General features: G+C 66.8%; 12 protein-coding genes and 2 pseudogenes. 7 read left to right on the top strand and 7 right to left on the bottom strand.

What is annotated here, in order from left to right; translation table 11 throughout:
- Positions 1 to 67: 67 nt before the first annotated feature.
- The 4 genes from ACSFBL_RS06365 (at position 68) to ACSFBL_RS06350 (ending at position 3,833) form a co-directional block, all read left to right on the top strand.
- Positions 68 to 1,480 (top strand): efflux transporter outer membrane subunit, encoded by a 1,413-nt coding sequence (locus ACSFBL_RS06365; protein WP_435515334.1) that lies wholly within the window; start codon positions 68 to 70, stop codon positions 1,478 to 1,480.
- Positions 1,481 to 1,562: 82 nt separating this feature from the next.
- The gene (locus ACSFBL_RS06360) at positions 1,563 to 2,201 is read left to right on the top strand and encodes an aspartate/glutamate racemase family protein (RefSeq protein ID WP_435514894.1); all 639 of its coding nucleotides are present in this window, start codon (positions 1,563 to 1,565) and stop codon (positions 2,199 to 2,201) included.
- A 73-nt stretch (positions 2,202 to 2,274) separates the two neighbouring features.
- Positions 2,275 to 2,955 carry a GNAT family N-acetyltransferase gene (locus tag ACSFBL_RS06355; protein WP_435514893.1) on the top strand — a complete coding sequence of 227 codons (681 nt, stop codon included), beginning with the start codon at positions 2,275 to 2,277 and terminating at the stop codon, positions 2,953 to 2,955.
- A 53-nt stretch (positions 2,956 to 3,008) separates the two neighbouring features.
- The gene (locus ACSFBL_RS06350) at positions 3,009 to 3,833 is read left to right on the top strand and encodes an undecaprenyl-diphosphate phosphatase (RefSeq protein ID WP_435514892.1); all 825 of its coding nucleotides are present in this window, start codon (positions 3,009 to 3,011) and stop codon (positions 3,831 to 3,833) included.
- A 129-nt stretch (positions 3,834 to 3,962) separates the two neighbouring features.
- Here the strand turns inward: ACSFBL_RS06350 and ACSFBL_RS06345 are convergent, their stop codons facing one another.
- From ACSFBL_RS06345 to ACSFBL_RS06320, 6 genes are all read right to left on the bottom strand, one after another.
- Entirely contained in the window at positions 3,963 to 4,769 is an 807-nt protein-coding gene (locus ACSFBL_RS06345; protein ID WP_435514891.1) for an alpha/beta hydrolase, read from the bottom strand.
- A 218-nt stretch (positions 4,770 to 4,987) separates the two neighbouring features.
- The gene (locus ACSFBL_RS06340; protein ID WP_435514890.1) at positions 4,988 to 5,827 is read right to left on the bottom strand and encodes a proteasome-type protease; all 840 of its coding nucleotides are present in this window, start codon (positions 5,825 to 5,827) and stop codon (positions 4,988 to 4,990) included.
- A 26-nt stretch (positions 5,828 to 5,853) separates the two neighbouring features.
- Positions 5,854 to 8,517, bottom strand: a complete 2,664-nt coding sequence (mutS, locus tag ACSFBL_RS06335) for a DNA mismatch repair protein MutS (protein WP_435515333.1) — start codon at positions 8,515 to 8,517, stop codon at positions 5,854 to 5,856.
- Positions 8,518 to 8,789: 272 nt separating this feature from the next.
- Positions 8,790 to 9,302 (bottom strand): hypothetical protein, encoded by a 513-nt coding sequence (locus ACSFBL_RS06330; protein WP_435514889.1) that lies wholly within the window; start codon positions 9,300 to 9,302, stop codon positions 8,790 to 8,792.
- A 117-nt stretch (positions 9,303 to 9,419) separates the two neighbouring features.
- A complete protein-coding gene (locus ACSFBL_RS06325; RefSeq protein WP_435514888.1) occupies positions 9,420 to 10,256 on the bottom strand; it encodes a siderophore-interacting protein in 837 nt (278 codons plus the stop codon).
- A gap of 4 nt (positions 10,257 to 10,260) precedes the next feature.
- Complete coding sequence (locus tag ACSFBL_RS06320) at positions 10,261 to 10,839, bottom strand: PadR family transcriptional regulator (RefSeq protein WP_435514887.1); 579 nt, start codon at positions 10,837 to 10,839, stop codon at positions 10,261 to 10,263.
- Positions 10,840 to 11,085: 246 nt separating this feature from the next.
- Between ACSFBL_RS06320 and ACSFBL_RS06315 the strand changes: the two are divergent.
- The 3 genes and pseudogenes from ACSFBL_RS06315 to ACSFBL_RS06305 all read left to right on the top strand — a co-directional run.
- Positions 11,086 to 11,211: pseudogene (locus ACSFBL_RS06315) on the top strand (helix-turn-helix transcriptional regulator); the annotation flags it as partial.
- A gap of 222 nt (positions 11,212 to 11,433) precedes the next feature.
- The gene (locus ACSFBL_RS06310) at positions 11,434 to 11,907 is read left to right on the top strand and encodes an AraC family transcriptional regulator (protein WP_435515332.1); all 474 of its coding nucleotides are present in this window, start codon (positions 11,434 to 11,436) and stop codon (positions 11,905 to 11,907) included.
- An 88-nt stretch (positions 11,908 to 11,995) separates the two neighbouring features.
- Positions 11,996 to 12,208, top strand: a complete 213-nt coding sequence (locus ACSFBL_RS06305) for a hypothetical protein (RefSeq protein WP_435514886.1) — start codon at positions 11,996 to 11,998, stop codon at positions 12,206 to 12,208.
- Between the two features lie 62 nt (positions 12,209 to 12,270).
- Here the strand turns inward: ACSFBL_RS06305 and ACSFBL_RS06300 are convergent.
- A pseudogene (locus tag ACSFBL_RS06300) lies at positions 12,271 to 13,586 on the bottom strand (sulfatase family protein).
- Positions 13,587 to 13,593: the final 7 nt, after the last annotated feature.

The following is a 13,593-nucleotide window of genomic DNA, read 5'->3' as shown; positions in this document are numbered from 1 at the left end:
TGCATCGACCCGAACCCTTTCCCTTGGCGCTTCCCGCCGCGCCGGCCCCTTCGAGCGCGCGGCCCTGATGCTCGCCTTGGCGGCGGCGCTGGGTGGCTGCGCCATCGGCCCCGAATACGTGCGACCCGAGACGGCGCCACCGCCTGCATGGAAATCCACGCCGGCCGCCGAAGGCTGGCTCCCCGCGGCGCCTGCCGACGCCTTGGAGCGCGGCGATTGGTGGAAGCTCTTCGGCGATCCGGTCCTGGACGACCTTGCGGCGCGCGTGCAGGTGTCCAACCAGAACATCGCCGCCGCGGTCGCCAACTACGCACAGGCGCAGGCGCTCGTGCGGGGACAGCGCGCGGCGCTGTTCCCCGCCGTCTCGGCCGGCGGGAGCGCGCGCCGGACAGGTGGCAGCGACACGTCGTCCACCAACGCCGTGGCTGCTTCGCTCAACGCAGACTGGACGCCGGACGTGTGGGGCCGGCTGCGCAAGGCCGTCGACAGTGCGCAGGCCGGCGCACAGGCCAGCGAGGCCGATCTCGCGCTGGCGCGGCTGTCGACCGTCGGCACGCTCGCCACCAGCTACTTCTCACTGCGCGAGGCGGATGCGGAGTTGCGCATCCTGAAGGAAACGCTCGAAGGCTACGAGCGCAGCCTGAAGATCACCCGCAACCGCTACGCCGCGAGCATCGCGGCGCAGAGCGATGTGCTGCAAGCGGAGACCCTGTACGTCAACACGCAGGCCGATGTGCTGGAGACCCAGCGGACCCGCGATACGCTGGAGCATGCGATTGCCGTGCTCGTCGGTGCGGCGCCTGCCGACTTCACGCTGGCGGCGGCGGAGTGGAATCCGATCGTGCCCGGCATCCCGGCCGGCGTGCCCACGACCTTGCTGCAGCGCCGGCCCGACATCGCCGCCGCGGAGCGCGAGGTGGCTGCGGCCAATGCGCAGATCGGCATTGCACGCGCGGCCTACTACCCCAGCTTCACGCTCAACGGCGGCATCAGCAGTTCCACCAGTCGCGTGAGCGACCTTCTCAATGCGTCGAACACGCTCTGGGCGCTGGGGCTGTCCGCCGCGCAGGTCGTGTTCGATGCCGGCGCGATCGGCGCCAGCGTGGACGCGGCCAAGGCAGGCCATGAGGCTTCCGTGGCGCGCTACCGCCAGACCGTGCTGACCGCGTTCCAGAGCGTCGAGGATCAACTCACCGCGGGCGCGAGCCTCGCCCAGCAGGAAGGCCTCCGTCGCGAGGCGTCTTCCGCCGCGGACCGCACGGAGCAGCAGTTCCTCAATCGCTACCGGGCGGGGACGATCGACTACACCAGTGTCGTGGTGGCACAGGTCTCGGCGCTCAATGCGCGGCGTAATCTCCTGCAACTGCAGGTCAACCGCCAGAGCGCGGCGGTCGCGCTGATCCAGTCACTCGGCGGCGGCTGGGAGGCCGAATGGATGGCGCCGGCGGCGCAGCGGCCGGTGGCAAGCGCCGGCTCCTGAGTCAGCCGCCGCGAGGGCGGGGCGGCTGGCGACGAAACGGAAAAGCGGTACAACCGGTGGTTCTGCCGCTTCGAGCCTCCACATGACCCGCATCGCCCTGATCCACGCCCTGACCCATTCGGTCGCTCCCATCAACGAGGCGCTCGAACGCGACTGGCCCGCAGCGACGCGCATGAACCTCATCGACGACAGCCTGAGTGCCGACCTCGCACGCAGCGGACGCGGGCTCGACGAGGCGATGCACGAGCGCTTCCAGCGCCTCGCGCAGTACGCGGTGGACACGGGCGCGCGGGGCATTCTCTTCACCTGCTCGGCCTTCGGGTCGTGCATCGAGGCGGTGGCGCGCAGGCATGCGGGCATCCCGGTGCTCAAGCCCAACGAGGCGATGGTGGCGGAGGCTGCGGCCGGGACCGGCAAGCTCGGGCTTCTCGCGAGCTTCGGGCCGACGCTGGAATCGATGCCGCCGGAGTTTCCGGCGGGCGTCGAACTTGAACTCGCCCTGGCCGAAGGGGCGCTCGAAGCATTGAACGCCGGCGACGCGCAGCGGCACGATGAACTGATCGTCGCGCAGGCTCGGCGGTTGCGCGAGCGCGGCTGTACGCGCATCGCGCTGGCGCAGTTCAGCATGGCGCGAGCGCGGAAAGCCTGCGAGGCTGCGACAGGGCTACCGGTGCTGACGACGGTCGACAGCGCGGTTCGAGCCCTGCGCGAGCGCATCTGACCTCACGAACCAGTGGGCGCGAAACGGCGCGCCGGCAGTAGCATCGGCGTCCGTCCACGGCACCCGCGCTCCAATGAAGGATCTCCTCGACAACATCGCCTGGCACACGCTCGCCGGCCCGCATGCGAAATATGCCATCGGCGATGGCCTCGCGCGCCGCTATGCGCCGGGCTTCTCTCCGATCGTCGGATTCGCAGACGTCAGCGATCCGGATTTCGACGCGCTGGGGCGCTGTTGCAACGTCGGCGATCGCTTCTACGCCATGGACTGGTCGGGCGCCGCGCCCGAAGCCTGGCAGGTCGAGCTGGATTCGACGATGTTCAGGATGGTGTGGGATGGCGCCACGCCCGAAGCCGACGAGGCTTTCAATGCCGTCCCGCTGCGGCCGGAGCATGCCGCGCAGGCCGTCGAACTGGCGGCGCTGACCAAGCCCGGCCCGTTCGGTCCGAGGACGCCTGAACTCGGCGAGTACTTCGGCTGCTTCGAGGGGGGCCGCCTCGTTGCCATGGCCGGCGAGCGCATGAACGCCGGTACGCTGCGCGAGATCAGCGGCGTCTGCACGCATCCGGACTTCCAGGGGAAGGGGCTTGCGCGGCGACTGGTCGAGAAACTGATCCGCAGGCAACTGCAGCGCGGTGAAACGCCGTTCCTCCACGTCATGCGCGACAACGAGAGCGCCCACCGGTTGTATGTCCGAATGGGCTTCCGTGACCACTGCGAGACGGTGGTGCGCGTGATCTCGCCCATTGGCTGAACGGTTCCTGACTGCCGTCATCGCGATAATCGACGCTCTTTCAAGGAGCGCGCGTGGATATCGTTTTGCTGGTCAAGGCCGCCATCATGGGCATCGTCGAGGGTCTGACTGAATTTCTTCCGATCTCGTCGACAGGCCATCTCATCCTCGCAGGCTCGCTGCTCGGCTTCGATGACGACAAGGCCAAGGTGTTCGACATCGCGATCCAGACCGGCGCCATCTTCGCGGTCATCCTGGTCTACTGGGAGAAGATCCATTCCACCATCGTGGCGCTGCCGCGCCAGCCGAGGGCACGGCGCTTCGCACTCAATGTGCTGATCGGCTTCCTGCCGGCCGTCGTGCTGGGACTGCTGTTCGGCAAGATGATCAAGGCGCACCTGTTCACGCCGCTGGTGGTGGCGAGCACCTTCATCATCGGCGGCTTCATCATCCTCTGGGCCGAAAAGCGGCCGCCGGGCTCGGTGCGGGTCGAGCATGTCGACGACATGACGCCCTGGGATGCGCTCAAGGTCGGGCTGGTGCAGTGCCTCGCGATGATCCCGGGCACCAGCCGCAGCGGCGCGACCATCATCGGCGGCATGCTGCTGGGACTTTCGCGCAAGGCGGCAACCGACTTTTCGTTCTTTCTCGCGATCCCGACGCTGATCGGGGCGGGAATCTACAGCCTCTACAAGGAGCGGGCGCTGTTGTCGACGGCGGACATTCCGCTCTTCGTGGTCGGACTGGTGTTCTCGTTCGTGAGCGCGTGGTTCTGCGTGCGCTGGCTGCTGCGCTACATCAGCACGCACGACTTCGTGCCGTTTGCGTGGTATCGGATCGCGTTCGGCATCGTGGTGCTCGCAACGGCTTGGAGCGGCGCTGTCGTCTGGGCGGACTAGCTTTGCTCGCCCCCAGGCTTGCCCACTTCGTGTGGCCGCCCACCCCCTGCCGGGGGCAATACCGGTGGACCGGCGGAGCCGGATCCACGGTATTCCTGAACTCGGCTTCGGGCTCGCCGCCAGTCGGGGTCAGGCGAACAGGTTGCGTAGCGACGCCTCTACGGCGGCGGCTGTGGCGATGGGTTTTTCCATCGGGAAGAGGTGGGTGCCGTCCAGCATCATGATGCGGCCCTTGGTGACCTGCTGGGTCATCGTCATGCCGACGCGGCGCATCTCGACGGACTGGCGGCCGCCGATGAAGGCGGCGGGGCACTTGAGGGGGTGGGCGCGCAGCAGGGCGCTCAGGTTGTGGGGAAGGGTGTCGTAGATGGCCGTCTCCACGTCGCGGTCGAAGCTCAGGGCGCGGGCGTCGTCGATGTCGAAGGTGCCGTGCTCGATGTAGTCGCGCAGCACGCGCTCGTCCCATTTCGCGAAGGCCTTCTTGCTGCGGAAGTGCTCGAAGACGGCTTCGCGGTGTTCCCATAGGTTCTTGCGCTTGCGGCTGATCGTGCCGGGCGAGACGTTCTTCATCAGCGGCGTGCGCTTCATGAGGTTGATGGTGCCCGCGCGCCAGCCGCCGATGAGGGGTGAGTCGATGAGCACCACGCCCTTGGCCAGCGTCGGGTGACGGGCGGCGCACATCAGGCTCAGGAACCCGCCGAGCGAGTGGCCGACGAGGAACACCGGCCCGCCTGCCGCCTTGGCGCGATCGTTCGCGAAATCCGCAAGTTGCTGCACCAGGTGCGGCCAGTTGTCGGTGACCGGGTACTTCGGATCGTGGCCGAATTTCTCGACGGCATCGACGTCGAAGCCGCGATTGCGCAGGCTGTCGAGCATGACGCGATAGGTGCTGGCGGGAAAGCTGTTGCCGTGGGAGAAGATGACAGGAGGAAGCATTGGATGGAGGCGTTTTCAGTCGCCCGACACAGAGAACAAATCAGCCACCGAAGCGGTGCCCGTTCGCGAAACCCTGCGGAACCGGCTCCGCCGAGCCGCCGCGGTTGCCCCCGGAGGGGGTGGAGAGCGACACGAAGTGCGCGAGCCTGGGGGTGAGCGAAGATCCCCGGTAGGGGGTGCCCGAGCCACACGAAGTGAGCGAGGCTGGGGACGAGCCGTCAGATTAGTTTTTCGTCTGGCGTGGAAATCTTGCGCAGCGCGCTGTGCCGCGTGGCAGGCATCTTCAGCGGATGCTCGGTGTAGCCGTCGTCCCAGACCGGGTCTTCGATGCTGTCGAACACCTCGCGCAGCTTCTGGCCCCAGCTGTTATGCATCATCCGGTAGTAGGGGTTGTCGGCGTCGATGCAGACGACCTTGTCGGTCTCCAGGCGGTTGGCTTCGTAGACCACCAGGTCGAGCGGCAGGCCGACCGAGAGATTCGACTTCATCGTCGAATCCATCGAAACCAGTGCGCACTTCGCGGCTTCGTCCAGCGGCGTTTCGGGCGTGAGCACGCGGTCGAGCACGGGCTTGCCGTACTTGGATTCGCCGACCTGGAAGTAGGGCGTCTCGCTGGTCGCCTCAATGAAATTGCCGGCGGCGTAGACAAGGAAGAGGCGCATGCCTTCGCCCTTGACCTGTCCGCCGAAGACGAAGGAGACGTTGAAATCGAGCCCGGCGTGCTTGAGCGCCTCGGCGTCGCGGTCGTACACGTGGCGCACGGCCGAGCCCAGCACGCGGGCGGCGTCGAACATGCTTTTCGCGTTCCAGATGGTGATGGGCGGGCCGTCCTCGCCGTCTTCCCGCGCTTCGCGCAGTTCCTCGATCTGGAGGATTTCGCGCACCGACTGCGAAATGCTCAGGTTGCCTGCCGACAGCAGCACCATGACGCGGTCACCCGGCTGCTCGTAGACGATCATCTTGCGGAAGGTGCTGATGTGGTCCACGCCCGCATTGGTGCGTGAATCGCTGAGAAACACCAGTCCGGCGTTGAGTTTGATGCCTACGCAGTAAGTCATGACGTCTTCTCGCACGAATCGGACCATCAGCCCTGTTCGCGCATCTGGAGTTTTTTCAATGCGTAGAGCGCTTCGAGCGCCTCGCGTGGGCTCATCGCGTCGGGGTCGATCGCGATGAGCGCGGATTCTACGGCGCTGGCCGTCGGCGCCTCGGCCTCGGGCGGCGGTGCGAAGAGGTCGACCTGGGCGCGTGTCTGCGTCTGCTGGGCCTCCAGCGCCTCCAAAGCCTGGCGCGCATGGTTGACGACGGCGGCCGGCATGCCGGCGAGCCGCGCGACCTGGATGCCGTAGCTCTTGCTTGCCGGGCCGGGCTGCATCTCGTGCAGGAACACGATGTCGCGGCCCGCCTCCGTCGCGCTCACGTGCATGTTGACCGCGCCGTGGTGGGTGGCCGGGAATTCGGTGAGCTCGAAGTAGTGCGTCGCGAAAAGCGTGAAGGCACGTGTGCGGTCGTGCAGCTGCGCCGCGATGCCGGCGGCCAGAGCGAGGCCGTCGAAGGTGCTGGTGCCGCGGCCGATCTCGTCCATCAGCACCAGCGAATGGGCGGTCGCGCCGTGCAGGATCTGCGCGGCCTCGGTCATCTCCAGCATGAAGGTCGATTGCGCATTGGCCAGGTCGTCCGCCGCGCCGATGCGCGTGTGGATGGCGTCGATGGGTCCGAGCCGGCAGGCATCCGCCGGCACGTGCGAGCCGATCGAGGCCAGCAGCACGATGATCGCAACCTGCCGCATGTAGGTCGACTTGCCGCCCATGTTGGGGCCGGTGATCACCTGCATGCGCTGCTGCGGACCGAGGCGGGTGTCGTTGGCAATGAACGCACCCGATGACTTTTCGGCGAGCCGCGCCTCGACCACCGGATGCCGGCCCTTGTCGATCTCGATGCACGGATGCGCGACGAAGCTCGGCGCGCGCCAGTGCAGGGTGTGCGAGCGCTCGGCCAGTGCGGTCAGGGCGTCGAGCGTCGCCAGTGCGCCGGCAAGCCGCGTGAGCGAGGCGACGAAAGGCTGGAGGCTGTCGAGCAGTTGCTCGTACAGCCACTTCTCGCGCGCCAGGGCGCGGTCCTGCGCCGACAGCGCCTTGTCCTCGAAGGCCTTGAGCTCGGGCGTGATGAAGCGCTCGGCATTCTTCAGCGTCTGGCGACGGCGGTAGTTGTCGGGCACCTTGGTGAGCGCGCTTTGCGTCACCTCGATGTAGAAGCCATGCACGCGGTTGAATTGCACGCGCAGGTTGGTGATGCCGGTGCGCTCGCGTTCGCTCGCTTCGAGCTTCAGAAGGAAGTCGTCGCAGTTCTCGCTGATGGCGCGCAGCTCGTCCAGTTCGGCGTCGTGGCCGGTCGCGATCACGCCGCCATCGCGCACCAGTGCCGCCGGTTCTGGGCCGATCGCGGCCAGCAGCAGTTCGACACAGCCGGCGGGCGGGGCGAGCTGGGCGGTGATCTGCGACAGCAGCGATGCCGACGCGGGCAGCCCGGGTGCCAGTTGCTCCGCCTTGGCGAGCGCCATGCGAAGGGCGACGAGTTCGCGCGGGCGCACTTGTCGAAGCGCGATGCGCGCAGCGATGCGTTCGACGTCGCTGGTGTTCTTCAGCTGTTCCCGCAAGGTGCGCCAGGGTGCGGAGGTGCCGCCTGGCGCCGTGGCCTGCAGTGCGTTGATGGCTTCGAGCCTCGCTTGTGCATCGGCGCGGTCGCGCCGCGGCGCCAGCAGCCAGCGCTTGACCAGCCGGCTGCCCATGCCCGTCATGCAGGTGTCGAGCAGGGAGAAGAGGGTGGGCGATTCCTCGCCGCGCAGCGTCTGCACGAGTTCGAGGTTGCGGCGTGTGGTGGGAGGCAGTTCGATCAGATCGCCGTCGCGTTCGACGGACAGCCCCTGCACGTGCGACAACGCGCGGCCCTGCGTATGTTCTGCATAACCCAGCAGCGCAGCAGCAGCCGCATGCGCGTTGCCGAGCGACTCGGCGTTCCAGGCGGCGAGGTTGTTGCTGCCCATCTGTTCGCAGAGCTTGCGCTCGCCGAGTCCGCCGTCGAACTGCCAGGCCGGACGCAACGACAGTGTGAAGGGCGTCGCGCTGCGCGTGGCTTTCAGGCGCTGCTCGAAGGCGGGCGTGACCTCGGCGCTGTAGAGTACTTCGCTCGGCGCAATGCGGGCGATCCAGGCTTCGAGCGCGTCGGCAGGGCATTCCGCCAGCCGCAGCTCGGCGCCGGTCACGCTGAGCCACGCGAGTCCGCAGAAATTGCGGCCGCCGGCATGCACAGCGAGCAGCAGCGATTCGCTCTTGTCGTTGAGCAACTCTGCATCGGTGAGCGTGCCGGGCGTGACCACGCGCACCACCTTGCGCTCCACCGGCCCCTTGCTCGCGCCGACTTCGCCGACCTGCTCGCAGATCGCGACCGATTCGCCGAGCTTGATCAGGCGTGCGAGATAGGTGTCGACGGCATGGAAGGGAACGCCGCACATCACGACCGGCTGGCCGGCCGACTGGCCGCGCTGGGTGAGGGTGATGTCGAGCAGGCGCGCTGCCTTCTCGGCATCGCCGTAGAAGAGTTCGTAGAAATCGCCCATCCGGTAGAAGAGCAGGGTGTCCGGATGGTTGGCCTTGAGGCCTAAATATTGGGCCATCATCGGCGTGTGCCCGGAAAGATCGGGCTTCGCAGGTGCCTGATCCAGGACGCTTCTCGCGCCAGCCCCGTTCATTCCCTTGGGGTTTTCTCGCTCGACGGCAACAGAGTTCAACTTATCGATACCTACAAAACTTGCCTGCGCTTGCGCAGCAAGCACGGGTCCTGGTCCTCTTGATCCTGGAAGGGGCGCAGATGCGGATGTTCTGGACGTTCCGGCCCGCTGGATGCCGGCACACGCAGACGCGCGCTGCGAAGCACTTCCTCCCCAACCGGCACATTATGGGTGAGGCACTCGCTCCTGGACGGACAGCGGAAAGGGATCGGGATGGAATCTGGAATGGCCGCTCAGACCTGCCCGCGGCGCCTGCGCGCGACGCGCACCGCATCGACCCAGGTATCGACATTGAAGCGCTGACCCGATTCCGCGATGCGCGCTGAAGCGATGCGGTGCAGCGGCACACGCCGCACGTCGCCGGGCAACTCGCCATGTCCGACGATGATCTTCTTCTGCAGATCGAGGTGGTCGACCTGCATCGTGCACTCGATCTTCTTGTCGTGCGCATCGACATAGCGCACCCGGATGCGCGGGGTCTCGTCGACCACCGCATGCTCGCCCTTGCCCTGGATGAACCACTCGGGAAGTGTGTCGGGTGCAGAGTCGCCCGAAGCCGTGAGGTTGCCGCGGACCGTCGGAATCTCCAGCGGCACGTGGCCCGATCGCACCCTGGCGGCTTCGATGCGCCGCTCCGCCTCGCGACGCATCGCCGCCCGGCGCCACGCCCAGGTCACGGCGAACAGCAACAGGACACCCGTCAACAAGGCCACGACAAACTGCCACTGTGCCAACCCGATGCTCATCTCTCGGCCCCCTTGGATGCCTAGTGCCTAAGTACTCAAAAGCTCATTTTTGACTCTCACTTCCGGATAGTCAAACTGGCGCCCGTTATAGCGCCTTTGGGGGAAAGGGAGGATTGCTCAGTCGTCGTGGGTATCGTGCGTGGCGGACGCGCCGAGGCGCCAGTAGCCTGCCGCTTTGACCCATTTCGGGTTGGCGCCGCGCTCCCCGACGAGGTGCGCCCGGAGCGCCTTGGCGGCGGTCGATTCGCAGGCCACCCAGGCGTGGAAGTCACCCTCAGGCAATTTCAACTGGCGCAAGGCGTCGAGCAGGGGCGTGCCGGCGCCCGGCTCCGCACCGCCGCGGTGCACCCAACGCATGTCGAGGTCGGCGGCTGTTTCGAGCGCGATCTGGTCGGCCGCGTCGTCGATCTCGGCAAGCACGACGACGCGCGCGCCAGCCGGCAACTCGGCCAGTCGCCGCGAAATCGCGGGGAGCGCGGTGTCGTCGCCGATCAGCAGGTGCCAGTCGAACGCGGTGGGGATGATGAAGGACCCGCGCGGTCCGCCGACGCCGAGCATGTCGCCCGGCTTGGCCGCCTCGGCCCATCGGGTGGCCGGGCCGGCGTCGTGCACCGCGAAGTCGATCTCGAGCGTGCCGGATTCGGCGTCGAAGCGCCGCGGCGTGTAGTCGCGCATGGCCGGCTTCTGGCCGCCGGGCCAGGCGGGGCCGTCGGGACCGACGCTCGGCACGATGAGGACGCCGGTCGTCGGGTCGGGGAAGAAGATCTTGGCGTGGTCATCGAAGCCCGGGCTCGTGAAGCCCGCGAGTTCGTCACCGGAAAGCGTGACGCGGATCAGGTGGGGCGTGACGCGACGCACCTGTTGAACCTGCAGCCTGCGAAAGCGTAGTTCGTGGCGCACGCGGCGCGGCAGGCGGTCAGGGGTGGGTGTGAAAGGGGTCGAAGTTTCGGTCATGGATCTAGATGCGTTCCAGTTGTTGGGCGGCGCTGTCGAGCACCGCGGCGAAATCGTGGGCCTGTTGTTCGGTGAGGGGTTCGCGCGCAAGGCGCATGCGCATCGCGAGCTTGAGGTTTTCGATGGCCCGGATCACCTGCGGCGGCCGGCCGGCGCGCGGGCCGGCACCGTCGACGCCGCCGTCCATGCGGGCCATCATTTCATCGGTGGTTTCGCGGTTGGCGGCGAGGAAGTCCCTTCCGCCGTCCGTGACCGTGTAGCGCTTGCGTCCGCCGCCGTCGGCGGTGTCGACGCTGACGTAGTTGAGTTCTTCGAGGAGGGTGAGAGTCGGGTAGACGATCCCCGGGCTGGGGCTGTAGCGGCCGCCGAGGCGTTCCTCGATGGCCTTGATGAGTTCGTAGCCGTGGCTCGGCTTCTGGGCGATCAGTTGCAGCAGCACGAACCGCAGGCCGCCATGGCCGAACACCCGTCCACCGCCTCCGCGCCCGCCGTGCGGCCTGCCGCGGTGTTCGCCACCGCCGCTCATCCCGTCGCCATGTTCACCATGCAGTTTGCCGTGTAGAAAGTGCTTGAAATCCCGCATGAGATGTCCTTTGAAGTTGTTATCTGATTTGATAAAGATATATCTAAATAGTGTCGAAGTCAAGCAAAGTGGCAAGTGCCGCCGGGCAGGGAGCCGTGCGTGAACAGCCCGCGCCACGCCTACATCGCGCGCATCAATCGCGTGATCGACCACATCGACAGTCACCTTGCCGAGCCGCTGGATCTCGCGCGACTGGCGGAGGTCGCGAACTTTTCGTCCTGGCATTTCCATCGTGTCTTCCAGTCCATGACGGGCGAAACGCTGGCCGATCGGGTTCGGCGGCGTCGGCTGGAGGTGGCGGCCGCGCGCTTGCTGCTGGTGCCGCCGGAGCCGGTGCTCTCCATCGCGCTCGATGTCGGTTTCGGCTCGGCGGCGGTGTTCACGCGCTCCTTCAGCGGGCATTTCGGGGTCACGCCCACCGCCTGGCGTCGCGGCGCGTTCCGGACGTGGGCCGAAGCCCGCCGCGTGCAACTCGGCAAGATTCATCAAGCGGACCGCAACCGGCATCAAGCGGTCGCCGAGGCCTTCCTGCACGATGAGCATTCCTGGCCCCCGGGCCGTGTTCCTCAAACTCTGGATTCAGGCAACGGACAAATGAAAGTCGAACTCAAGACCATCGCTCCCGCCCGCGTGGCCTACATGCGGCAGGTGGGGCCGTACGGCAGTCCCGAAATCACGCGCACCTGGCAGCGCTTTGCAGCCTGGTGCGCGGAGAAGGGCTGGATGCAACCGCGACGGGTGATGTACGGCATCAGCCATGACAACGCGGACGTGACGCCGCCCGAAAAGTGTCGCTACGACGCGTGCGTCGAAGTCGACGCCGATTTCCGGCCCGAAGGCGAAATCGGCGTGCAGACGCTGCGCGGAGGGCGCTTTGCCTGTGTCGCCTTCGCGGGCACCGCCTCAGACATCCACGCGGCATGGGTCAGGCTGTGCGACTGGCTGCCAGACAGCGGCTATCAGGCGGACGACGCGCCGCCTGTCGAGGTCTACGGCAAGGATTTCGTCGTCGACGAGAAGACCGGTGCCTTCGCATGCGAACTGTGCATGCCGGTGAGGGCGTTGTAGCCATTGCGGGCTGTGACCGAGTTGCCTTTCGCGGGGTCTTTGCTCCCGGGTCATTGAAAAACTAGGGTTAACCCTTAAAATAGGCCCTATGACTTATTCGGACTGGTATTTCGCCCGCAACCCCGCGTTCACCGACTCCTTCGAGCGTGAACTCACCAACGACCCCGGCCACATCGGCCGCGACGAACCCTCGGACTCGTTGCTGACGATGTTGGGCAACGGTTTCCGCGCCTTGGCTCGCGCTGTTCAATTCCTTCGTGCATCGGCTCAGCGGCCGGTCGGCGGCATTCAGGCCAGCTGATCCATGCTCGCCAACGAAAAGCCCCTCCTTCGAGGGGCTTTTTTTTGGCTGACTGGGCGGCCCTACCGGCTCGGCATGTCCTTGACGGAATAACCGAGACTCACGGTCGCGTCTTCGGGGATCGGCGGCATGGTGGCGTTCCAGGCCAACCATGCGTCGCGCATCGCGGCCAGTCGCTCCGGCTCCTTGTGCGCCTGGTTGGCCCGTTCGCGCTCGTCGGCCGGGATGTTGAACAGGTATTCATTGCCGTCGACCCGCAGGTATTTCCAGTCGCCGTCGCGCAGCGCGCGCTGGCCGCGATGGTTCATGCGCCAGTGCAGGGGCCGCGGGAATGCATGCGCCGCGTCTCGCAGTACCGGCAGGAGCGAAACACCGTCAATCGGGTAGTTCGGGTCCGCCGCCACGCCCGCTGCATCAAGCATGGTCGCCGACCAGTCCATCGTCATGCACTGCTGCGCGCTTTCGCCGCCCGCGCCGATGACCTTCGGCCAGTGCGCGATCCATGGCACGCGGATGCCGCCCTCCGTCAGGTCCATCTTGCCGCCGACGAGCGGCCAGTTGTCCGAAAAGCGTTCGCCGCCGTTGTCGCTGGTGAAGACGACGAGCGTGTTGTCCGCCATGCCGTGCTTCTCCAGCGCCGCCATGATCCAGCCGATGCCTTCGTCCATGTGGTGGATCATGCGGCGGTAGGTGTGGATGTTCCCGCCTGCGAGGTCGAACAGGTTGTCCTTCACGGCCGGCGCCTTGGCCGCGTCATCGCGCGTTTCCCACGGCCAGTGCGGCGCGGTGTAGTGCAGGCTCAGGAAGAACGGTGCCTCCTGATTCGCCATGCGCTCCACGTAGTCCACCGCGCGTCGCGAGAGCAGGTCGGTCAGGTAACCCTCCTGCTGGCAGTCTTCCTCGCCAGACCAGAGGTCATGCCGGCCGGTGGAATCGCAGTGGGTGAAGTAGTCGACCCCGCCCGACATCGGCCCGAAGAATTCCTCGTACCCGAACGCAGCGGACCGAAGGCCGGCGGATATCCCAGGTGCCACTTGCCGACGAGTGCCGTGCGGTAGCCGGCGCCGCGCAGCAGCGAGGGCAGGGTGGGATGCTCCGGCGGCAGGCCGAGCGATGCGCTGCCGCGGCTCTTGCTGTTGATCGGTTCTTCGGCCGCGCCGCGCAGGCGATATTGGTAGCGCCCGGTGATCATCGCGAAGCGCGTGGGCGAGCACACCGGCGAGTTCGCATAGCCCTGCGTGAACTTGATGCCCCTGGCCGCCAGCCGGTCGAGCACCGGCGACACGGGCCCGAAGGCGGCATCCCGGCCGCCGTAGCAGCCGAGGTCGGCATAGCCGAGGTCGTCGGCCACGATGAAGATGATGTTGGGTTTCTGCATGGACGAT

This window comes from Variovorax glacialis, from assembly GCF_051216375.1.
Taxonomy (GTDB): Bacteria; Pseudomonadota; Gammaproteobacteria; order Burkholderiales; family Burkholderiaceae_C; genus Variovorax.
Note: the sequence above shows the minus strand (reverse complement) of the source record. Positions and strands in the feature narration are given on the sequence as shown.